The organism is Streptomyces aureus, from assembly GCF_001418135.1.
GTDB classification, from domain to species: domain Bacteria; phylum Actinomycetota; class Actinomycetes; order Streptomycetales; family Streptomycetaceae; genus Streptomyces; species Streptomyces aureus_A.
Map to the genome: position 1 here is coordinate 1 of NZ_LIPQ01000015.1, position 20,522 is coordinate 20,522.

21 protein-coding genes are annotated in these 20,522 nt (G+C 73.4%); 11 read left to right on the plus strand and 10 right to left on the minus strand.

Annotated features, from left to right (window positions below; genetic code table 11):
- Window positions 1–128, plus strand: a 128-nt coding sequence (locus tag AOK00_RS41110; protein ID WP_159041664.1) for an amidohydrolase family protein, incomplete at its 5' end; no start/stop codon positions are given.
- A gap of 91 nt (window positions 129–219) precedes the next feature.
- Here AOK00_RS41110 and AOK00_RS01635 read toward each other — a convergent pair.
- Together AOK00_RS01635 and AOK00_RS01640 are read right to left on the minus strand one after the other, a co-directional pair.
- Window positions 220–1,914: an amidohydrolase gene (locus AOK00_RS01635; protein ID WP_055598527.1), complete on the minus strand. Its 1,695-nt coding sequence runs from the start codon at window positions 1,912–1,914 to the stop codon at window positions 220–222.
- Between the two features lie 63 nt (window positions 1,915–1,977).
- The gene (locus AOK00_RS01640) at window positions 1,978–3,396 is read right to left on the minus strand and encodes a purine-cytosine permease family protein (protein WP_055598528.1); all 1,419 of its coding nucleotides are present in this window, start codon (window positions 3,394–3,396) and stop codon (window positions 1,978–1,980) included.
- 221 nt (window positions 3,397–3,617) lie between these two features.
- Here AOK00_RS01640 and AOK00_RS01645 point away from each other — a divergent pair, with 221 nt between their 5' ends.
- Window positions 3,618–4,325, plus strand: a complete 708-nt coding sequence (locus tag AOK00_RS01645; protein ID WP_254047203.1) for a TetR/AcrR family transcriptional regulator — start codon at window positions 3,618–3,620, stop codon at window positions 4,323–4,325.
- 7 nt (window positions 4,326–4,332) lie between these two features.
- Here AOK00_RS01645 and AOK00_RS01650 read toward each other — a convergent pair whose 3' ends face one another.
- Window positions 4,333–5,781 (minus strand): dihydrolipoyl dehydrogenase family protein, encoded by a 1,449-nt coding sequence (locus tag AOK00_RS01650; protein ID WP_055598529.1) that lies wholly within the window; start codon window positions 5,779–5,781, stop codon window positions 4,333–4,335.
- Window positions 5,782–5,896: 115 nt separating this feature from the next.
- On the opposite strand from AOK00_RS01650, the gene trxA reads away from it, so the two are divergent.
- Window positions 5,897–6,262, plus strand: a complete 366-nt coding sequence (gene trxA / locus AOK00_RS01655) for a thioredoxin (RefSeq protein ID WP_055598530.1) — start codon at window positions 5,897–5,899, stop codon at window positions 6,260–6,262.
- Window positions 6,263–6,322: 60 nt separating this feature from the next.
- On the opposite strand, the gene AOK00_RS01660 is transcribed toward trxA, so the two are convergent.
- From AOK00_RS01660 to AOK00_RS01670, 3 genes are all read right to left on the minus strand, one after another.
- Window positions 6,323–7,510, minus strand: a complete 1,188-nt coding sequence (locus AOK00_RS01660; RefSeq protein WP_055598531.1) for a thiolase family protein — start codon at window positions 7,508–7,510, stop codon at window positions 6,323–6,325.
- 149 nt (window positions 7,511–7,659) lie between these two features.
- Window positions 7,660–7,929, minus strand: coding sequence for a hypothetical protein (locus tag AOK00_RS01665; RefSeq protein ID WP_055598532.1), 270 nt, complete (start codon window positions 7,927–7,929; stop codon window positions 7,660–7,662).
- 45 nt (window positions 7,930–7,974) lie between these two features.
- Window positions 7,975–9,009, minus strand: coding sequence for a LacI family DNA-binding transcriptional regulator (locus AOK00_RS01670; protein ID WP_055598533.1), 1,035 nt, complete (start codon window positions 9,007–9,009; stop codon window positions 7,975–7,977).
- 154 nt (window positions 9,010–9,163) lie between these two features.
- Between AOK00_RS01670 and AOK00_RS01675 the strand changes: the two genes are divergently transcribed.
- From AOK00_RS01675 to AOK00_RS01690, 4 genes are all read left to right on the plus strand, one after another.
- Window positions 9,164–10,426, plus strand: a complete 1,263-nt coding sequence (locus AOK00_RS01675; RefSeq protein ID WP_055598534.1) for an MFS transporter — start codon at window positions 9,164–9,166, stop codon at window positions 10,424–10,426.
- Between the two features lie 42 nt (window positions 10,427–10,468).
- Window positions 10,469–11,176, plus strand: coding sequence for an alpha/beta fold hydrolase (locus AOK00_RS01680; RefSeq protein ID WP_055598535.1), 708 nt, complete (start codon window positions 10,469–10,471; stop codon window positions 11,174–11,176).
- 14 nt (window positions 11,177–11,190) lie between these two features.
- Window positions 11,191–11,421, plus strand: a complete 231-nt coding sequence (locus AOK00_RS01685) for a hypothetical protein (protein ID WP_030313172.1) — start codon at window positions 11,191–11,193, stop codon at window positions 11,419–11,421.
- 83 nt (window positions 11,422–11,504) lie between these two features.
- Window positions 11,505–12,920: a flotillin family protein gene (locus AOK00_RS01690; protein ID WP_055598536.1), complete on the plus strand. Its 1,416-nt coding sequence runs from the start codon at window positions 11,505–11,507 to the stop codon at window positions 12,918–12,920.
- A gap of 360 nt (window positions 12,921–13,280) precedes the next feature.
- Here the strand turns inward: AOK00_RS01690 and AOK00_RS39360 are convergent, their stop codons facing one another.
- Window positions 13,281–13,451, minus strand: coding sequence for a hypothetical protein (locus AOK00_RS39360; protein WP_167346832.1), 171 nt, complete (start codon window positions 13,449–13,451; stop codon window positions 13,281–13,283).
- A 77-nt stretch (window positions 13,452–13,528) separates the two neighbouring features.
- Window positions 13,529–14,362, minus strand: a complete 834-nt coding sequence (locus AOK00_RS01695) for a TIGR02452 family protein (RefSeq protein ID WP_055598537.1) — start codon at window positions 14,360–14,362, stop codon at window positions 13,529–13,531.
- 227 nt (window positions 14,363–14,589) lie between these two features.
- On the opposite strand from AOK00_RS01695, the gene egtA reads away from it, so the two are divergent.
- From egtA to egtD, 4 genes are read left to right on the plus strand one after another with little or no spacing between them, the layout of a single operon-like run.
- Window positions 14,590–15,849 carry an ergothioneine biosynthesis glutamate--cysteine ligase EgtA gene (gene egtA, locus AOK00_RS01700; protein WP_055598538.1) on the plus strand — a complete coding sequence of 420 codons (1,260 nt, stop codon included), beginning with the start codon at window positions 14,590–14,592 and terminating at the stop codon, window positions 15,847–15,849.
- On the plus strand, window positions 15,846–17,171 hold the full coding sequence (gene egtB / locus AOK00_RS01705; RefSeq protein WP_055598539.1) for an ergothioneine biosynthesis protein EgtB: 1,326 nt from the start codon (window positions 15,846–15,848) through the stop codon (window positions 17,169–17,171). Before egtA ends, egtB begins: the two co-directional genes overlap by 4 nt.
- Window positions 17,171–17,923 (plus strand): ergothioneine biosynthesis protein EgtC, encoded by a 753-nt coding sequence (gene egtC, locus AOK00_RS01710; RefSeq protein ID WP_055598540.1) that lies wholly within the window; start codon window positions 17,171–17,173, stop codon window positions 17,921–17,923. The genes egtB and egtC overlap by 1 nt, the downstream gene beginning before the upstream one ends.
- Window positions 17,920–18,885: an L-histidine N(alpha)-methyltransferase gene (gene egtD / locus AOK00_RS01715; RefSeq protein ID WP_055598541.1), complete on the plus strand. Its 966-nt coding sequence runs from the start codon at window positions 17,920–17,922 to the stop codon at window positions 18,883–18,885. Before egtC ends, egtD begins: the two co-directional genes overlap by 4 nt.
- Here egtD and AOK00_RS36595 read toward each other — a convergent pair.
- Both AOK00_RS36595 and AOK00_RS01725 read right to left on the minus strand, forming a co-directional pair.
- Window positions 18,780–19,688 (minus strand): lysophospholipid acyltransferase family protein, encoded by a 909-nt coding sequence (locus tag AOK00_RS36595; protein WP_079041782.1) that lies wholly within the window; start codon window positions 19,686–19,688, stop codon window positions 18,780–18,782. The genes egtD and AOK00_RS36595 overlap by 106 nt on opposite strands.
- The gene (locus tag AOK00_RS01725; RefSeq protein ID WP_063886489.1) at window positions 19,685–20,491 is read right to left on the minus strand and encodes a GNAT family N-acetyltransferase; all 807 of its coding nucleotides are present in this window, start codon (window positions 20,489–20,491) and stop codon (window positions 19,685–19,687) included. The genes AOK00_RS36595 and AOK00_RS01725 overlap by 4 nt, the downstream gene beginning before the upstream one ends.
- Window positions 20,492–20,522: the final 31 nt, after the last annotated feature.

The window sequence follows — 20,522 nt, forward strand, 5'->3', positions numbered from 1 at the left end:
TGACCGTCGGCAAGCTCGCCGACTTCGTCGTCCTCTCCCGCGACATCCTGCGCGTCGCCCCGGAGGAGATCCCGGGCACGGTGGCGGAGACGGTCGTGGTGGGCGGCGAGGTGGTCGTGGAGCGCTGAGCACTGAGCGGGGCAGCGGGGCGGCGGCGCGGCGGGGAGAAGGGAGCGCGTGGGTACCGGCGGGCCGCCGCCCCGCTGCCCCGCTCAGTGCTCAGCGCTCCACGACCACCTCGCCGCCCACCACGACCGTCTCCGCCACCGTGCCCGGGATCTCCTCCGGGGCGACGCGCAGGATGTCGCGGGAGAGGACGACGAAGTCGGCGAGCTTGCCGACGGTCAGCGAACCCCGCTCGTGCTCAAGGAAGTTGGCGTACGCCGAGCCCATCGTGTAGCCCTCGACCGCGGTCTCGACGTCGATCGTCTCCCCCGCCGTCCACGCCTCCCCGCCACCGGGCGGCCGGCGGGTCACGGCGGCGTGGATGCCGACCATGGGGTCCATCTCGGCGACGTTCCAGTCGCTGGAGAGGGCGAGGACGGCGCCCGCCTCGCTCAGGCTGCGCAGCGGCCAGGCCTTGTGCCAGCGGTCGGGGCCCACGTTCTCGGCCCAGTCCTGGCCCGGTCCCGCGATGTCCGGGGCCGCGTGCCGGGGCTGCATGCAGGCGACGACGCCGAGTTCGGCGAAGCGCGGGGTGTCGGCCGGGTCGAGGCACTCGACGTGGACGATCTGGTGGCGGGCGTCGCGCGGCCCGTTGGCGGCGCGGGCCCGCTCGACGGAGTCGAGCACGGTCCGGATGCCCCGGTCGCCGGTGGCGTGGACGAAGCACTGGAACCCGCGCGCGTCGAGCCGGGTGAGCAGCTCGGCGAACTCCTCGGGCGGGTAGAAGGTGTCGCCGCGGTGGTGGGCGCAGCCCGCGTACGGTTCCAGGAGGGCCGCCGTACGGGGTTCCACGACGTCGTCGATGTACAGCTTGAGCGGTCCGACCCGCAGCCGGTCGTCCGCGAACTCCTCGGCCACGGCCTGGAACGCGTCCAGGTCGGTGTCGGTCGTGCCGCGCGGGTGGAAGAGCGCGGCGACGATCCGGGAGCGCAGCCGGCCCTCGGCGCGGGCGCGCTGGTAGAGGGCGAGGTCGTCGAGGGAGTTCTGGGGTTCGACGACGGTGGTGATGCCGAAGCCGATGGCGTCGTCGAGGCTCTTCGCGAGCCGGCCGTACTGCCGGTCCGGCGCGGCCCATGGGACGCCGAGGTCGCGCAGGGCGCGGTGGCCGTCGCGGGAGAGCCCCTTGACGGCGAAGTCCTTGACGAATCCGGTGGGTTCGCCGGTGGTCGGGTCGGTGACGGCCCGCCCGAAGGGGAGGTCGGTGTGGTCGCGGTCGACGCCGAGCCTGCGGAGGGCGGCGGTGTTGAGCCAGGCGGTGTGGACGTCGTAGCTGAGGACGAGGGCGGGGGTGTCGCCGGTGGCCGGGTCGAGGTCGGCGGCGGTGGGCATGCGCCCGCCGGGGACGGCGGAGTAGTCGAAGGCCTCGGCCTCGATCCACTCGGCGTCGGGGTGCGCGGTGTGCCAGGCGCGGACGCGGTCGTGGATCGCGTCGAGGGTGCGGGCGCCGGCGAGCTGGACGCAGGCGTCGTCGGAGCCGAGGCGGACGTGGTTGTGGGCGTCGACGAAGCCGGGCAGGACGAGCCGTCCGCCGGCGTCGAGAACCCGGGTGCCGGGTCCGGCCCAGGCGTGTACCTCCGCGTCGGAGCCGATCCAGACGATCCGGCCGTCACGGACGGCGAGGGCTTCGGCCTCGGGGAGCGCGGGGTCGACGGTGTGGATCCGCGCGCCGGTGAGGAGGAGGTCGGCGGGGAGGCGGCCTGCGGCAGTGGCCGGGGAAGGGGTGGAGGAAGGGGTGGTGGTGCCGTTCATGCGGGGTGACTCCGTGACGTGCGTACGAGGGGTGTTCAGGCGGTTTCGGGCGCTCGGGGGTTCTCAGGGGTGTACGGGCATGACCGTCCGGCGCGCGAGGAGCACGTACACGAGCGCGGAGACTCCCGCGCCGAGCAGCGTGAGGTCCGCGCCGCCGAGGGGGGCGACGAGCGGGCCGGTCCACAGCTCCGAGTCGCAGGTGAGCGCCGAGAAGAGCAGGCCCGCGAGGAGCGCGATCAGGCCGGGCGGGTGCCAGCCGGCGCGGTACCAGTAGGCGCCGCCGCCGGTGCTCGCGTGCAGTGCGGCGGAGTCGTACCTGCAGCGGCGGAGCACCATGTCGGCGAGGAAGACCCCGCCCCAGGGGGCGAAGACGATGATCAGGAGGGAGAGGAAGGAGAGCAGCGAGGTGGTGAAGTCGGTGAGGAAGAGGGCGCCGAGGGAGCCGGCGGCCGTCACGGCGGCGCTGATGACGATGGCGCGGGCCCGGCTCCAGGGGATGCCGAGGACCTGGAGGTTGAGGCTCGACGAGTAGAGCGTGATGATCGAGTTGGTGACGGACCCGCCGAGGACCAGGGCGAGGAAGAGCGGCTGGAACCAGCCGGGGAGCAGGCTCTCGGTGCCCGCGACGGCGTCGGTCATGTCGGCCTGGGTCGCGGCGGCCACCCCGGCGACACCGAGGGCGACGGAGGAGACGAAGCCGCCGAGGGCTCCGCTCCAGGTCACGGCCTTGAGGGAGGTCGTGCGGGGCAGGTAGCGGGTGTAGTCGGCGGGCATGGGGAGGTACGAGAAGGGGCCGGCGAGCATCACGACGAAGGCGAGGCTCCAGCCGGCGGCGCCGGGTGCGGCGGAGGGTGCGGAGGTGTCGGCGCCGGGCAGGACGAGGACGAGCAGGGCGGCGAACCCGACGGCGAGGACGTAGGCCATCCAGCGCTCGGCGAACTGGACGGTGGCGTGGCCCCAGAGGGCGACGGCGAAGGTCAGCGCGAGGGTGACGCCGAGGGCGAGGGCGCGGGTGGTGGAGCCGCCGCTCCAGCCGAGGTCGGCGAAGAAGGCTTCGAGGGCGAGTGTGCCCACCACGGTGTTCACGATGGTGTAGCCGATGCTGACGATCCAGTTGAGCAGACCGGCCGGCCAGTTGCCGCGCAGGCCGAAGGCGGCGCGGGAGATGACGAGGGTGGCGGTGCCGGTGCGGACGCCGCTGAGGCCGGCCGCGCCGATGGCGAGGAAGGAGAGGCCGCCGATCACGACGACCGCGGTGGCCTGCCAGAAGGAGAGCCCGAAGGCGACGGCGAGGGCGCCGTTGATGACGTAGGTGAAGGTGAGGTTCGAGCCGAACCAGAGCCAGAAGACGTCCTTGGCGCTGCCGTGCCGTTCGGCGTCGGGGATGGGGTCGATCCCGTGCTCCTCGACCTGGAACACCTCGTCCCGGGCCGTGGTCGCCGTGGCTCCCGTGGTTCCGGGCGCCGTCTCGTGTCCGAGCACACCGCACCTCCTGATCCTGAGCGTCGTCGCGGACGCTGTCGTGAACGCCGTCGTGAAGCCCTCGCGAACGCCGTCGCGAACGCTTCCTTGAATGACGTTCTAAGTTCTTGAATGGCATTCAAGATGTGCGATGGGTTCCGGCCACGTCAAGACCTGGGGGGTTGCGATTAAGGTCGATCCAGCAGAGGCACCGGTGGATCGACGGAACGGGGACAGCGGCGGTGGCAGGGGCGGCACGACGGCGGGACGGGCACGTCACCCAGGAACGGATGCTGGAGGAGGCCATGACGGCGATCGCCGAGGACGGCCTCTCCTCGCTCACGATGTCCGCGCTCGCGGAGCGGCTCGGCACGAGCGGCGGCCACATCCTGTACTACTTCGGCAGCAAGGACCTGCTGCTGCTCGCCGCCCTCCGGTGGAGCGAGGCCGCGCTGGCCGAGGAGCGCCGCGCGCTGCTGTCCCGGCGGATCACGGCCGAGCGCAAACTCGACCGGTTCCTGGTGCTCTACCTGCCGCGCGGGCCGCGCGATCCGCGCTGGACCCTGTGGATCGAGCTGTGGGCCCGCACCCCCGGCAACAGCGCGCTCGGCGAGGCCCAGGAGCAGCTGGACCGCGGGTGGCACGAGGACCTGGAGGCGCTGCTCGCGGCGGGCGTCGCGCGGCGGCGCTTCGCCCCGCTCGACGCGAGGGCGCGCGCGTCCGAACTCCTGGCCCTGCTCGACGGGTTGAGCACCCGGGTCGTCCTGGGCCAGGAGTCCGGCCGTGACCCGCGGCCAGCCCTGGAGGTGGCCCGGTCGGCGGTACGGGCCCTGATCACCCCGTACCCCTCCGGTGCCGACGACGACCGGGACGGTGTTGACGACGACCGGGATGGTGCGGACGGCGGACCGGCCCGCACCGACGACGTCCTGAACAGTGGGGCGCCGTGACGGCTCGTCAGCCCCGGTAGGCCTCCAGGAGGCGCAGCCACGCCTCGCTCAGCGTCGGGTACGACGGTACGGCGTGCCACAGGCGGGCGATCGGGACCTCGCCGACGACGGCGACCGTCGCCGAGTGGACGAGTTCGCCGATGCCCGGGCCGACGAAGGACGCGCCGAGGATCACCTCGCGGTCGAGGTCGACGACCATCCGGGCGTGCCCCCGGTAGCCCTGGGCGTAGAGCCCCGCCCCGGCGACGTGGCTCATGTCGAGGTCCACGGCCCGCACCCGGTGGCCGGCCCGCTCCGCCTCGGCGAGCGAGAGCCCGACGGCGGCCGCCTCGGGGTCGCTGAACACCACCTGCGGCACGGCGGCGTGGTCGGCGGTGGCCGCGTGCGCGCCCCAGCTCGACTCGTCCAGGGCCTCCGTGCCCTTCGCGCGGGCCGCGATCGCGGCGCCGGCGATCCGGGCCTGGTACTTGCCCTGGTGGGTGAGGAGCGCGCGGTGGTTGACGTCCCCGACGGCGTACAGCCAGTCGGTGCCGGTGACCCTGAGGCTGTCGTCGACGTCGAGCCAGGAGCCCGGCTTCAGACCGACGTTCTCCAGGCCGATGTCCTCGGTGCGCGGCGCCCGCCCGGTCGCGAACAGCACCTGGTCGCCCTCGACGTGGTCGCCGCCCTCCAGCACCACGGTGACCGGTCCCGTACCGCCGTCGCGTACGACCGCGGCGACGGAGACGCCGGTACGGATGTCCGCGCCGCGCGCGGTGAGGGCCGCGGCGACGTGCTCGCCGACGAAGGGTTCCATCCGGGGCAGCAGTCCCCCGCCCCGTACCAGCATCGTCACCTTGGCCCCGAAGGCGTGCCAGGCGGTCGCCATCTCGACGCCCACGACTCCCCCGCCGACCACGATCAGCCGCCCCGGCACCCGGTCGGAGCTGGTCGCCTCACGGCTGGTCCAGGGGCGCGCCCCGGACAGGCCGGGCAGGTCGGGGAGGACGGCGCGGCTGCCGGTGCAGACGGCGACCGCGTGGCGGGCGGTGAGGACGTGACGCTCGCCCTCGGGGCCCGCGACCTCAATCCGGCGCGGCCCGAGGAGACGGCCGTGGCCCCGGAAGATCCGTACGCCGATCGAGTCCAGCCAGTCCACCTGTCCGTCGTCCGTCCAGTCGCCGACGACCTCGTCCCGGTGGGCGAAGACCTCCAGGGCGTCGAGCGGGCCGTAGACCGACTCGCGCAGGCCCGCCACCTTCCGGGCGTCGGATCGGGCGATCACGGGGCGGAGGAGGGCCTTGCTGGGCATGCAGGCCCAGTACGAGCACTCGCCGCCGATCAGCTCGCTCTCGACGATCGCGGCGCTCAGGCCGGCGGCCCGCACCCGGTCGACGACGTTCTCGCCCACCGGGCCCGCCCCCAGGACCACCACGTCGTACTCGTGCTCGCGCTCGCTCTCCACCGTTCGTGTCATGGGTGACAGTCTGGCTCAGCGGTGCGGAATAGCGCGGCTCGATACGCCGTTGTGCGGGGCGAGTCCCCAGGGGACCGTGAGGACACCGCCAGGAGATCCCCGAAAGGTAGGAACAATGAGCACCGTAGAGCTCACCAAGGACAACTTCGACGAGGTCGTGAGTGGGAACGATTTCGTCCTGATCGACTTCTGGGCTTCCTGGTGCGGTCCCTGCCGTCAGTTCGCCCCGGTCTACGACGCGGCCTCCAAGCGCCACGAGGACCTGGTCTTCGCCAAGGTGGACACCGAGGCGCAGCCGGAGCTGGCGGCGGCGTTCGAGATCCGCTCGATCCCGACGCTGATGATCGTCCGCGACAACGTGGCGATCTTCGCGCAGCCCGGCGCCCTGCCGGAAGCCGCGCTGGAGGATGTCATCGGCCAGGCACGCAAGCTGGACATGGACGAGGTCCGCAAGTCCGTCGAGGACGCCAAGCAGAAGTGATCCACCGCGAGGGGGGTACGGGAGTCTCTCCCGTACCCCCCTCGCGTACTGTCCGGGTGCTCAGCGCTCCAGGACCAGGGCGAGGCCCTGGCCCACCCCGATGCAGAGGGCGGCGAGACCGGTGCCCGAGCCGGCCGCCGCCAGCTGGTGGGCGACCGATCCGGCGAGCCGGGCGCCCGAGGCACCCAGCGGGTGGCCGATGGCGACGGCTCCACCGCGAGGATTCACGATGTCGGGGTCCAGTTCCGGCCATTCCGCGAGGCAGCCGAGCGACTGGGCCGCGAAGGCCTCGTTCAGCTCGAAGGTCCGCAGGTCGGCGAAGGAACGACCCGACTTCTCCAGGGCCCGCCGGACCGCCTCGACCGGGCCGAGGCCGAAGAGCTGGGGCTCGATGCCGGTGACCGCGGACGTACGCATCCGGGCGAGCGGCTCACGGCCGGTCTCACGCAGCCCGTCCTCGTCGACGAGCAGCAGGGCGGCGGCGCCGTCGTTGAGCGGGGAGGAGTTGCCCGCCGTGACCGTGCCCCCCTCGGGGCGGAAGGAGGGCTTCAGCTTGGCGAGGGCCTCCATGGACGTGGAGTCGCGGATGCACTCGTCGCGGGAGAGCTCCACTCCCGGGTAGGGGACGACCTCGTCGTCGTACAGACCCTTCGCCCAGGCCTCGGCCGCCTTGCGGTGGCTGGCGAGCGCGAAGGCGTCCTGCTGCTCACGGGTGATGCCGTGCTTGTCGGCGATCAGCTCCGCGCCCTCGCCGAGCGCCACCGTCCACTCGGCGGGCATGCGCGGGTTCGTCATGCGCCAGCCGAGAGTCGTGGAGTGCAGCTGCTGGTGGCCCGCCGGGAAGGCCCGCTCGGGCTTCTGCAGGACCCAGGGGGCGCGGGACATCGACTCGACGCCGCCGGCGATCGCCACGGAGGCGTCGCCTACGGCGATGGCGCGGGCCGCCTGGACGACGGCCTCAAGACCGGAGCCGCAGAGGCGGTTGACGGTGACGCCGGGCACCGAGACGGGCAGCCCGGCGAGCAGCACGGCCATCCGCGCGACGTCGCGGTTGTCCTCGCCGGCGCCGTTCGCGTCGCCGAAGTAGACGTCGTCGACTCGCGCCGGGTCGAGCGCGGGAGTACGGTCCACGAGGGCGCGTACGACGTGCCCGGCGAGGTCGTCGGGACGTACCGAGGCGAGGGCGCCCCCGAACTTCCCGATCGGGGTGCGGACGGCGTCGACGATGTAGACGTCGCGGATGCTCATCGGTTCTCTCCCACGTGACCTTCGGAACGACTCTGTTCGCCTGGTGACAGGACTTTCGCCCTCGGCACTCTCGTCTTGGCGCGCGCGCAGAGTCTCTGCCCGTCGGACCGCCCTGTCAACGGGCCCCTTCGGGACAGGACCGCCCCAGGTCAGTCGCGCCCCACCGGGCGGGCGAGGGCCGTGAGGCCGTAGTCGAGCTCGCGTCCGTCGACGAGGAGCGCCTCCACGGTGCGCGTCCCCGGGTCGATGTCGGCCCTGATGCCGTGGCCCTCGTAGATCGGATAACCCGACTCGCCCCGCCGCCCGGTGGCCTCCACGACGGCGGTGCGCACGGCGCTGTCCGTCACGGCGGCGCCGCCCCGGTCCTCGACGTGCGCGGGCACCAGCAGGATCTCGAAACGCTGCGGAACTGTGCTCATGAATCGACGCTAAGCGGTCGGCGGCCCGCTCGCCGGGCGGCCCGGTCAGCTGGACTCGCGCCGGACGACCTGTGAGGCGAGGAGCGAGCGGGTGCGGGGCGGGGCCTCCGGTTCCCGGACGGCCCGGTCGACCAGCTCCGCGAGTTCGCGTCCGAGCACCATGTCGATCCGCACGGTGCTGAGCCGGGGCCGCAGGAGCCGGCCGAGCAGCAGATCGTCCGCGCCGACGACGGCGACCTCCTCCGGCACGGCCAGGCCGGCGTCCTGGAGCGCCCGCATCAGGAGCATCGCGTACTCGTCGTTGTAGGCGAAGACGGCGTCGAGGCCGAGCTCCCGCCAGCGCGCCGCCAGCTCGTTCGCCGATTCCTCGTCGTACCGCAGCGGCAGGGGTACGACGGTGGCGTCGGTGCCGCGGGCCGCGCGCCGCGCGCCTTCGAGACGGGGGCCGGAGAACATGGCGAGGCCGGGCTCCTCGGGGATGACGACGCCGATCCGGCGCCGGCCGCTCTCCACGAGGTGGGCGGTGGCCACCTCGCCCACCCGTCCCTGGTCCATGACGAGGGCGTGGGTGCCCTCGACGCCCTGGGTGCCGAGGGTGATCACGGCCCGTGCCCCGGACCTCTTGAGGATCTCGACGCCCTGCCCGGTCAGCTGGACCTCGCCGAGCGAGACCACGGCCACGGGCCGGAGCTCGGCCCAGGCGCGGGCGGCCTCCTCGGCCTCCAGGCCGACGCTGCCGTACTGGACCACCGTGTAGTCGAGGCGCCGCAGGGCCCACTGGAACTCGTTGAAGAACTGGCTGTACAGCGGCCCGACCGGCACGTGGGAGGTCGGCAGCAGCACCATCCGGCTGTGGCCGGCCCGCAGGCTGCGGGCGGCCGCGTGCGGCACGTACCCCAACTCCTCGGCCGCTTCGCGCACCCGGCGGCGGGTGGGCTCACTGATGCGGACGGCCGAGGTGTTGTTCAGGACGTACGAGACGGTGGCCCGGGAGACGCCCGCGAGACGGGCGACGTCGGCGCTGGTCGGGACCGCGCGCCCGCTGGGGCGTTCGGGGGTGTGTTCGGTTGGCTGACTCATCGCTTCGGCATCTTTCCAGACCAATCCGGCCCGGGGTCTGGCGGATGGCCGGAAACGGGTGCTACACAATGCTCACACGTGCCACTGACACGTGTAACTAGCCCGTTCGATCCGCTTCTCGCCCTTTGTCGGGCGATCTCCCCAGGAGGGCACCGTGGCCCTTTCCTCCCCCGGCCCCACCACTTCGGGCACCGGCGAGCCGGGGCCCGGCTCCGCCGCGGTCGGCCGGCCGACCCGCGGGCTGCTGCCCCTGCTCCTCGTCGGGAACACCGCGATGTACGCCCTGTACGTCGGCGCCCCCGGGCTCCTCCTCGCGCTCCAGATCGAGGAGATCGACCCGGCCGGCAAGGTGGCCGCCTTCGGCCTCGTCTCCGGCATGTCCGCGATCTTCGCCACCGTCTTCAACCCGGTGGCGGGCGCCCTCTCGGACCGCTCGGGCCGCCGCAACCCGTGGATCCTCGCGGGCGGTCTGCTCGCGCTGCCCGTGATGCTGCTCCTCGGCAGCGTCCACACGATCCTGCTGGTGACCATCGCCTGGTGCCTCGGCCAGGCCGTCATGAACGTCTACCAGGCGGCCCTGACCTCCGTGGTCCCCGACCGGGTCCCCGTGGAGGCCCGGGGCAAGGCCTCGGCCGCCGTCGGCCTCGGCCTCCCCGTCGGCTCGACGATCGGAGCCCTGGTCGGCGCCGCCTTCTCCGAGAGCTACCGCACCGGCTATCTCGTCTTCGGCGCGATCGTCGCGGCCACCGCCGTGCTGTTCACGACCTGCGCCCGGGAGCAGCGCATGCCGGCGAAGGCCCCGCTGCCGGTGAAGGAGCAGCTCGCGGCCTTCGGCAGCGCCCTCGGGGACCACGACTTCCGCTGGGCCTTCATCGGCCGTGCCCTGCTGGTCCTGGGATATTTCGCGGTGGCCGGGTTCCAGCTGTACATCCTCAAGGACCACACCGAGCTGCCCGCCGGGCTGAGCCCCGAGGAGGCGGTGGCGATCCTCATGCCGCTCAACGCGGTCGCCATGGTGGTCTCCACCGTGCTGGGCGGCTGGCTGTCGGACCGCTTCGACCGGCGCAAGCTCTTCGTGGGTGCCTCCGCCGCGCTGGCCGCCGTCGCCCTGCTCATCCCTGCCGTCTCGACGAGCTGGACCGCGATGCTCGCCTTCTCCGCGGTCAACGGCCTCGGTTTCGGCTGCTACATGGCCGTCGACACCGCACTGGTGACCATGGTGCTGCCGAAGGCCGAGGACGCCGCCCGTGACATGGGAGTCCTCAACGTCGCCAACGCGGGGCCGCAGATCGTCGCCCCCTTCGTGGCCTCGCTCGTCGTCTCGCTCAGTGGCGGGTACACGGCGCTGTTCTTGATCGCCGCCGTACTGTCGGTACTCGGCGCGCTCGCCGTGCGCCCCATCCGCAGCGTGCGCTGACCGCGGTCGGCGCCCGCCCTGCACCGTCAGAAAGGCCGCACCGTGCGTCTGCACACGCTCACTTGGGGTTCGGGCGACCGGATCGCCCTGCTCGTCCACGGCCTCATGGCCGACCACCGCACCTGGCGGCGGGTCGGCCCGGCGCTCGCGGAGCGCGGCTACCGGGTGATCGCGGTGGACCTGCGGGGGCACGGGCGGAGCGGGCGGGCCGCGGGGCCGGGGGCGTACGGCCCGGAGGACCACGCCGACGACCTCGTCGAATCGCTGCCCTCAGGGGCGGAGTTGGCGATCGGCCACTCGCTGGGCGGGCTCGTGCTCGCCCGGGCGGTGGAGCGTCTGGCGCCGGCCCGGGCGGTGTACTCCGACCCGGCCTGGCACCTGGCGGCCGGGCCCTGCGGCTACCGGGCCGAGATGTTCGTCCGGGGCAAGTCGATGACCCGGGACCAGATCAAGGGGTTCAACCCGCACTGGCCGGACGAGGACGTCGACGTGGAGATGGCGTCGGTACGGGACTGGGACGAGCGGACAGCGCACGGCCTCACGGAGTTCGTGGGCGCCGACATGTGGCCGGTCCGGCCCGTGGTGCCCTCCCTCGTCACCCTCGCCGATCCGAGCACGCTGGTGCGGCCGGAGCACGCCCGGATGCTGGCGGACCGCGGATTCGTGCTCCGTACGGTGAAGGGGGCGGGTCACACGATCCACCGGGACGACTTCGAGGGCTTCATGTCCGCGCTGGACGACTGGATCTGACGTACCGTTCAGCCATGGACGACGCGTCGATGGACTCCTCGATGGTGGGACTGCTCGGCCGGGTGACCGGCACCGTCGGGCCCGGTCTCGTCGGCGAGGTGATCGTCCGGATCCGGGGCGGTGCCGAACACTTCCTCGCCCATCCGGCCTCCCCGAAGGAGCGGATCGACGTGGGAACGGTGGTGATGGTCATGGAACATCTCCCTCCACGCACCGTCTATGTCACAGCCGCGTACGACAGTTGACGCAACCGTTGAGTGGCGCCGGTCACAGGCGCACACTCCCTTCACCGGATCCGCACCGGCTCCGGTGAAGGGGGACCATGTCCATGGGCATCGGCATTCTCGCGGGCGCCGTCGTCGGCGCCTTCGCCGTTCTCATCATCGTCTTCAAGATGATGTGGCGCGTCGCGGAACCCAACGAGGCGCTGATCATCTCCGGCTCCAATCACAAGAACGAGGGCCTCGGCGCGGGTATGGGGTTCCGCATCGTCACCGGGCGGGGCACGCTCGTCCTGCCCGGTGTGCAGGCGGTGCGCAAGCTCTCGCTCGACCTCAACGAGACCCAACTGTCCGTCGAGTGCGTCACCCACCAGGGCATTCCGCTGAAGGTCCGGGGGGTGGTGATCTTCAAGGTCGGTGACGACTTCGTGTCGATCGCCAACGCCGCACGCCGCTTCCTCGACCAGCAGAAGCTGATGAGCGAGCGGGTGCACATCGTCTTCGCCGGTCATCTCCGCGCCATCGTGGGCGGGTTGACCGTGGAGGACATGATCCGTGACCGGGAGAAGCTGACCGGGCAGGCGCGTTCGGCCTGTGGCACGGAGATGGAGAAGCTCGGTCTGATCGTCGACTCGCTGCAGATCCACGAGATCGAGGACCCGACCGGGTACATCAAGAACCTGGCCGCCCCGCACGCGGCCGCCGTCCAGCGGGACGCGCGGATCGCGCAGGCCGAGGCCAACCGGCGGGCGACCGAGGCCGAGCAGCAGGCCGCGGCACGCATGTCGGAGGCGACCCGCGACAGCGAGATCCTCCAGGCGGGCTACCAGGCCGAGCGGGACCAGGCGTCCGCGAAGGCCCGGCAGGCCGGTCCGCTGGCGGAGGCGGCCTCGCGCCAGGAGGTCGTCGTCCAGGAGACCCGGGTCGCGGAGCTGGAGGGACACCGTAAGGAGCAGCAGCTCCAGGCGGAGGTCCGCAAGCCGGCCGACGCGATGGCGTACGAGACCCGGACGCTGGCCGCGGCCGAGCGGGACGCCCGGATCTCGGCGGCCGAGGCCGACGCGAAGGAGACCGAGCTGGCGAGCGCGGCCAAGGCGACGGCGACCCGGCTCACCGGTGAGGCGGAGGCGGCGGCGCAGCACGCCAAGGGGCTCGCGGTCGCGGAGGCGACCCGGGCGAAGGGTCTGGCGGAGGCCGAGTCGATCAAGGCCCGTGCGGCGGCGCTCGCGGAGAACCAGGAGGCCGTGGTCGCGCAGCAACTGGCCGAGAAGTGGCCGGAGATCGTCTCCGCGGGCGCGTCGGCGTTCGGGAACGTGGACCAGATGGTGCTGCTCAACGGCGCCGACGGCATGGCGGACGTGTTCGCCAAGGCGCTGACCATGGGCGGGACCGGTCTGGGGCTGGCCCGGCAGCTGCTCTCCACGATGAACCCGGCCGCTCAGGAGCGGCTCGGCACGGGAGTGCCTCCGGCGCCCCGGGGGCCCGAGGAGAGCGTACGGATCACGGTCGGCGACGGGGAGTAGCCGGCATCCGGCAGGAGGGATACGGGCCGGGGCCCGGCGCCGCGAACGGCGCCGGGCCCCGGCCTCGTACCCCGTCGACTCCCCGCCTCGCTCCGTACTCGCTCGGCGCGTTCGGCTCGGTCGTGGCCGCACACGGCTGTGCCGACGCTCATTCGTGGCCCGACTCGGCCGTGACGACGCTCAGTCGTGGCCCGACTCGGCCGTGACGACGCTCAGTCGTGGCCCGAGTCGCCGTGGCCACGCTCGGTCGTGGCCGGACACGGCCGTGACGACGCGCAGACGTGGCCCGACTCGGCCGTGGCGGACTCGACGGCCGGTGGCAGCCGAACTCAGGGCGTGCGAACTCTTCTGTGGCCACACTCAGTTGTGGCCGAACTTCCGTTCCTTGCGGTGCGACGCGTGCTCCACGAGGGGCATCGACGTCTCGCTCTTGGGAGCCGCCGAGGTCTGTTCCTTCGTGGTCGCCTCGGTGCGGTGCTCATGGCCGCCGGTACGGGCTCCCCGGTTCGTCCGGGTCTGTTTCTTGCCCACGATCGTGCCTCCCGTGACGGGTTTCGGACTGTGGTCCGTATCCCCTCAGCCTGGCACGGGGGTCCGAGCACCGCATGTCAGACGGCGGCCGCCCCGACGACGCGGGCGAAGGCGGCCAGCGTCGGTGCGCCCGCGGCGCGGTCCAGTACGGCGAAGACGATCTCCTCGAAGTGGCCGGCGAAGCGGCCGTCCCCCGTGAGCAGTGCCGTGAAGGCGCCGGCGACCTGTTCGGGGTCGTTCTGGAAGACGCCGCAGCCCCAGGCGCCGAGCACGAGCCGGCGGTAGCCGGCCGCGGCGGCCGTCTCCAGGACCCGCTCGGCCCGGGACGCGAGGGCGCCCGGCAGCCGGTCGACGAGGGCGGGGGTACGGCGGCGGACGACGCCGGCGTTGGGCGCGGGCGAGGTGAGGAACCCGACGGTGAAGGGCTCGGCGAGGAGGGCGCCGCGGTCGTCGCGGAAGACCGGTACGCGGGGCGAGTGAATGACCCGGTCGGTGTAGAGGACGTCGCGGTCCTCGCGGTGATGGGCGTAGTAGTCGGGGGCGCGGAGCAGGGTGGCGTGGAGGGCGGAGGAGCGGCAGAGCGCCTCCTCCTGGGCCTGGGCGCCGTTGAGGTAGCCGCCGCCGGGGTTGCGGGCGGAGGCGAAGTTCAGGACGGCAACGGGGCGGGTCGCGTCGGCGGTGGTCATCCGCCGGGCGGCCTCCAGGCTGCTCTCGCCGGTGACGTCGAGGGTGGGCGTCCGGTCGGTGTCGGGGGTGACCGTGACGGGTTCGGGGCCGTGGAGTCGCGTTCCGGCCAGTGCGGCCGCGAGGTCCTCGGCGACGGAGACGGTGCGGCCGTCGGGGGCCTGGTAGTGGCCCGCGGCAACGATCTCCTCGGTCTGCCGCGCGATCGCGCGCAGTCGTGCACTCATGACCTCAGGATGATCGTTTCGTCCCGGCCGGGGCAACGGAATTGCCCGGGATCCGACCGGGTCCCGACAGGACCTGTCCGGGGCGGTTTCCGGCCTGGCGGGGGCGCAGGGGGCGCGTTCGGCGGGTCCGGGGCGCTCTTGCACGCCGCTCGACGGTGGCTTTAGGTGGAAGCAGAACTTCCCGGGGCCGGTCCCGTCGATCGGCCTGACGATCAGGAGGTGTACGGATGTCGTCCAGCGGCATACGGAGCGGTGAGCCCCCTCTCGCGGAGGCGGAGGCGGAGGAACTGCTGCGATGTATCTGCTTCAAGACCGGCCCACCCCGCACCGTGGGGGTGGAGCTGGAGTGGCTCGTGCACGAGCTGCGGGACCCCCGGCTCCCCGTCCGTCCGCCGAGGCTCGCTGCGGCCCTCGACACCGTACGGTCACTGCCGCTGGTGTCGTCCCTGACCTTCGAACCCGGCGGGCAGCTGGAGCTCAGCTCGCGCCCGGCCGGTTCGCTCATGGAATGTCTCGACTCCCTCGCCGCCGACCTCCGGGCGGTACGGTCGGCGCTCGGACCGCTCGGCCTCACCCTCAGCGGATACGGGGTGGACCCCTGGCACTCGCCGCGCGGACGGGTGCTCCACGAACCGCGGTACGACGCCATGGAGGCCGCGCTGGACCGCACCGGCCCCGCCGGTCGGGCGATGATGTGCGACTCGGCGTCGGTGCAGATCTGTCTGGACGCGGGCCTGGAGGAGCCGGGGCCGCTCGGCTACCACCGGCGCTGGCAGCTCGCCCATCTCCTCGGTGCGGTGCTCGTGGCGGCCTTCGCCAACTCCCCGCTGCACGGGGGCCGTCGCACCGGCTGGCGCTCGACCCGGCAGGCGCTGTGGGCGGACCTCGACCCCCGCCGGGCCCTCGCCCCCCTGCCGGACGGGGAGCCGCGCGCCGAGTACGCGGCCCACGTCCTGGACACCCCGGTGCTGTGCGTACGGGCCGACGAGGGGCCGTGGGCCGTTCCGGAGGGGCTGACCTTCCGCGACTGGCTGCGCTCGGGCCTGCCCCGGCCGGCCGACGCCGACGACCTGCGGTACCACATGACGACGCTCTTCCCGCCGGTGCGGCCGCGCGGCCATCTGGAGCTGCGGATGGTCGACGCGCAGCCGGGCCCGGACGGGTGGATGGTGCCGGTGGCCGTGACGACGGCTGTGTTCGAGGACCCGGAGGCGGCGGAGACCGTGTACCGGGCGGTGAAGCCGCTCGCGGAGCGGGCCGGCTACGCCCCCGCCCCGCGCAACCCGCTCTGGCTGGCGGCGGCGCGTGACGGCCTGACCGACCCCGAGCTGCACGCCACCGCGCTCGCCGTGTTCGCCGCGGCACGTGAGGCGCTGCCCCGGATCGGGGCGAGCGAGGAGGTGCGGCAGGCCGTCGCCGCCTTCCACGAGCGGTACGTGATCCCCGGGACCTGCCCGGCCGACGACCTGGAGGTGCTGACGTCATGACGGAGACCCGGACCGAGCTGGACCCCGAGGCCCTGCGCCGGCATGCCCTGGACGCCATGACCGCGGCGCGGGCCCGTACGGCGCTGCTCACCTCCTGCGTCGAGGACGGTGAACTCACCGCCCAGCACTCCCCCTTGATGTCCCCGCTGGTCTGGGACCTGGCGCACATCGGCAACCAGGAGGAGGTGTGGCTGTGGCGGGCCGTCGGCGGACAGGAGGCGCTGCGGCCCGAGATCGACTCGCTCTACGACGCCTTCGAGCACCCGCGGTCCGCCCGCCCCTCGCTGCCGCTGCTCGCGCCGGGCGAGGCCCGGACCTACGCGGCGGACGTACGGCTGCGCGTCCTCGATGTCCTGGACCGCGCCGAGTTCGACGGACGACCGCTGCTGCGCTCCGCCTTCGCCTTCGGTCTCGTCGCGCAGCACGAACAGCAGCACGACGAGACGATGCTGATCACCCATCAGCTGCGCAAGGGTCCCGCGGCGCTGACGGCTCCCCCGCCGCCGCCCCTGCGGGGCGGCCCGCTTCCCACCGAAGTCCTGGTCCCCGGTGGCCCGTTCACCATGGGGACCTCGGAGGAGCCGTGGGCCCTGGACAACGAGCGTCCGGCGCACACCCGGATGGTGCCGGCCTTCCACATCGACACCGTGCCGGTCACCAACGGCGCCTATCAGGCCTTCATGGCCGACGGCGGCTACACGGACCGGCGCTGGTGGCGGCCCGAGGGGTGGGCTCAGATCAGGGAGCATGGCATCGAGGCCCCGCTGTTCTGGCGCCGGGACGGCGCCCAGTGGCTGCGCCGCCGGTTCGGGGTCACCGAGCCGGTGCCGGAGGACGAGCCGGTCCTGCACGTGAGCTGGTACGAGGCGGACGCCTACGCGCGCTGGGCGGGCCGGCGGCTGCCGACCGAGGCCGAATGGGAGAAGGCCGCCCGGTACGACCCGGACTCCGGGCGCTCGCGCCGCTATCCGTGGGGGGACGCCGATCCGGGTCCCGAGCACGCCAACCTCGGCCAGCGGCACCTGCGTCCGGCGGCCGCGGGCAGCTACCCGGAGGGTGCGTCGCCGCTCGGCGTACGGCAGTTGATCGGTGATGTGTGGGAGTGGACGGCGAGTGACTTCCTGCCGTACCCGGGCTTCACCGTGTTCCCGTACAAGGAGTACTCGGAGGTGTTCTTCGGCCCCGACCACAAGGTGCTGCGCGGGGGTTCCTTCGCCGTCGACCCGGTCGCCTGCCGGGGCACCTTCCGCAACTGGGACCTGCCGGTGCGCCGTCAGATCTTCTCCGGCTTCCGTACGGCCCGCAGCGCGGAGCTCGACTGATGTGCCGTCATGTCGCCTACGTGGGCGAGCCGGTGACCCTGGGCGAGCTGCTCGTCCGGCCCGGGCACGGCCTGCTGCGCCAGTCCTGGGAGCCACGTGCGCAGACCAGCGGCGTGGTGAACGCCGACGGGTTCGGGGTGGGCTGGTACGCCGACGGCGATCCGGTGCCGGCCAGGTACCGGCGCTCCGGCCCCATCTGGGGCGACCTCTCCTTCGCGGACCTGGCCCGGGTGGTGCGCACCCGGGCGCTGCTCGCCGCGGTCCGCGGGGCGACCCTGCCGGGCGCCGACGGGGAGGCCGCCGCGGCGCCGTTCGCCGCCGGGCCCTGGCTGTTCAGCCACAACGGCGCCGTCAGGGGCTGGCCGGACTCGCTCGCACCGCTCGCCGCGACCCTCCCGGCCGGCCGGCTGCTCGGGCTCGAGGCCCGGACCGACTCGGCGCTGCTCTGGGCGCTCGTCCTGCACCGGCTGCGGTCCGGCGACGCGCCGGGCCCGGCCTTGGCCGACACGGTGCGGGAGGTCGCCGAGGCGGCCCCCGGCTCCGGTCTCACCCTGGTGCTCACCGACGGATCGCTGATCGCCGCGACCGCCTGGGAGAACAGCCTCTGGTACCTGACGGGTCCCGACCGGGTGGTCGTGGCCTCCGAACCGTACGACGACGATCGGCGCTGGCGGGAGGTCCCCGGGCGCACGCTCGTGACCGCCACCCGCGCCGACGTCACCCTCACCCCGCTCAAGGAGCCCTCCGCGTGAGCCCGTTCCAGCTGACCCGCACTCTCGCCCCGGACGCCGCCGACGCCGATCTGCGCGCCGACGTCCTCCACGGGCTCAACCGCTCCCCCAAGGAGCTGCCGCCGAAGTGGTTCTACGACGCCCGGGGCAGCGAACTCTTCGAGGAGATCACCCGGCTGCCCGAGTACTACCCGACCCGGGCCGAACGGGAGATCCTGAAGGAGCGGGCGCCGGAGATCGCCGCCGCCACCGGGGCCAGAACCCTGGTGGAGCTCGGTTCCGGCTCCTCGGAGAAGACCCGGTTCCTGATCGACGCGCTGCTGCCCGGTCTGGACGGCTATGTGCCGGTGGACGTGAGCGAGTCGGCGCTGACCGGGGCCGCGGAATCCCTGCTCGCCGAACGGCCCGGGCTGCACGTGCACGCCCTGGTCGCCGACTTCACCCGGGGGCTCGCGCTGCCCGGGACGCCGGGGCCGCGTCTGGTGGCCTTCCTCGGCGGGACCATCGGCAATCTGCTGCCGGGCGAGCGGCGGACCTTCCTCCGCTCCGTACGGGCGATGCTGACGCCGGGCGACGCGCTGCTGCTCGGCACGGACCTGGTGAAGGACGAGTCGACGCTCGTCGCCGCGTACGACGACTCGGCCGGGGTGACGGCCGCCTTCAACAAGAACGTGCTCGCGGTGATCGACCGGGAGCTGGGCGCGGACTTCGACCCGGACGCCTTCGACCACGTGGCGGTGTGGGACCGCGAGCGGGAGTGGATCGAGATGCGGCTGCGGGCCCGCCGCGCGCTGACCGTGAAGATCCCGGAGCTGGATCTCGTGGTGCCGTTCGCGGCGGGCGAGGAGATGCGGACGGAGGTGTCCGCGAAGTTCCGTCAGGCGGGCGTCCGGGCCGAGCTCGCGGAGGCGGACCTCGACCTCGACCGCTGGTGGACCGACAGCGACGGCAGGTTCGCGCTGTCGCTGGCCACCGCCCGCTGAGCGGCGGCCGCCAGGGCGCGGCGGTCCGGGTACAGGGCGCCGGGAAGCGGCTCGCGGAGCCGGACGACGGCGGTGAGCCGCCGGGTGGAGACGACCCGCCACAGTGAGGAGCCGAGCGGGTCGGCCCCGACGTACGCGGCGGCGTCCGTGGGCCGGTAGTCGATCCGTACCGGCTGCACGGCGCACCCGGCGTCGAGGGCGGCCTGGAACGCGGCCGGGCGGAAGCGGCCGCGTTCCCGTCCGCACCAGGTCGAGCCCTCGGGGAAGACGACCACCCGGCCGCCGCCCGCGAGCACCCCGGCCATGGTCCGTACGGTGCCGGGCAGGGCCGTGATCCCTTCCCGGTCGATGAAGAGGGTGCCGCCGAGCGCGGCGAGCGTGCCGAGGACGGGCCAGCGGCGCACCTCGGACTTGGCGACCGCGCGGCCGGGCAGAACGGCGGCGATGAGCGGTATGTCGAGCCAGGAGACGTGGTTGGCGACGACGAGGAGCGGGCCGCCGGCCGGGGCGGCAGCGCCCTCGTACCGGACGTGGACGCCGAAGGCGCGGACCGCCGCCCGCATCCAGTACCGGACGAGGGTGCGCCGGGTGGCGGCCGGCAGGAGGCCGGCCGGCGGGGCGAGGAGGAGGCCGAGGAGGACGGTGCCGAGTCCGGCGATCAGCCGGACCACGGCCCGGACGGCCCCGGCCGGGCTCGCGTCGGCGCCGCGCGGGGGGTGGGCGGACTCGGGATGGGCGGCGCAGTGGCCCGGGGTGCAGGGCGCCGTGGGGAGCCACGGCGAGAGGGCCGTGGTCCCGTTCACGGTGCCGGGGCGAGCGAGAGGAAGTGGTTGAGGTAGCGCGGGTTGGTCCGGCGCAGCGAGAGCAGGACGTAGAGGTCGGCGACGCCGAAGTCGGGGTCGTGCGCGGGGGCGCCACAGACCCAGGCGCCGAGCCGGAGGTAGCCGCGGAGCAGCGGCGGCAGTTCGGTGCGGCCCTCGGGGCGGGTGATGCCCTCGGTGCTCCAGAGCTTGTGCGGGGTGACCCAGTACTCCTCGGGGGCGAGGTGCTTGGCCTTGACCGTGTCCCAGGTGGCCGCGGCGAGGGTGCCGCCGTCGGCGAGCGGGAGGGAGCAGCAGCCGGCGAGCCAGTTGTGTCCGGTGTTCGTCATGTAGCGGGCGAGCCCGGCCCAGATGAGGGCGATGACGGCGCCGTTGCGGTGGGCGGGGTGGACGCAGGAGCGCCCGACCTCGACCAGGTCGTGCCGGACCGGGGCGAGCCGGGTGAGGTCGAACTCGCTCTCGGAGTAGAGGCGCCCGGCGGCGGCGGCCCGGTCGGGCGGCAGGATGCGGTAGGTGCCGACGATCTCGCCGGTGGTCTCCTCCCGTACCAGGAGGTGGTCGCAGTACGCGTCGAAGGCATCGATGTCGAGGCCGGGCTCCGGGCCGTCGAGCCGGGCGCCGAGTTCACCGGCGAAGACCTGGTGGCGCAGCCGCTGGGCGGCACGGACGTCCTCCTGGTCACGGGCGAGCCCGACGAGGTAGCGGGGGGTGGGCTCCTCGGCCGGGGTCTGCGGCGCCGCCTGCTCGACGGGGGCCCCGGGCGCGGGCTGCTCGACGAGCGGCAGGGGCCGGGCGGGGACGGCGAGCGGCTGAGCG

Coding starts and splice junctions, on each gene's coding strand:
- AOK00_RS01685 (WP_030313172.1), top strand. CDS start 11,191: ATGGACGACGCGTCGATGGACTCCTCGATGGTGGGACTGCTCGGCCGG.
- trxA (WP_055598530.1), top strand. CDS start 5,897: ATGAGCACCGTAGAGCTCACCAAGGACAACTTCGACGAGGTCGTGAGT.
- AOK00_RS01690 (WP_055598536.1), top strand. CDS start 11,505: ATGGGCATCGGCATTCTCGCGGGCGCCGTCGTCGGCGCCTTCGCCGTT.
- AOK00_RS01650 (WP_055598529.1), bottom strand. CDS start 5,781: ATGACACGAACGGTGGAGAGCGAGCGCGAGCACGAGTACGACGTGGTG.
- egtA (WP_055598538.1), top strand. CDS start 14,590: ATGTCGTCCAGCGGCATACGGAGCGGTGAGCCCCCTCTCGCGGAGGCG.
- AOK00_RS01660 (WP_055598531.1), bottom strand. CDS start 7,510: ATGAGCATCCGCGACGTCTACATCGTCGACGCCGTCCGCACCCCGATC.
- AOK00_RS01665 (WP_055598532.1), bottom strand. CDS start 7,929: ATGAGCACAGTTCCGCAGCGTTTCGAGATCCTGCTGGTGCCCGCGCAC.
- egtB (WP_055598539.1), top strand. CDS start 15,846: ATGACGGAGACCCGGACCGAGCTGGACCCCGAGGCCCTGCGCCGGCAT.
- AOK00_RS01695 (WP_055598537.1), bottom strand. CDS start 14,362: ATGAGTGCACGACTGCGCGCGATCGCGCGGCAGACCGAGGAGATCGTT.
- AOK00_RS01670 (WP_055598533.1), bottom strand. CDS start 9,009: ATGAGTCAGCCAACCGAACACACCCCCGAACGCCCCAGCGGGCGCGCG.
- egtC (WP_055598540.1), top strand. CDS start 17,171: ATGTGCCGTCATGTCGCCTACGTGGGCGAGCCGGTGACCCTGGGCGAG.
- AOK00_RS01635 (WP_055598527.1), bottom strand. CDS start 1,914: ATGAACGGCACCACCACCCCTTCCTCCACCCCTTCCCCGGCCACTGCC.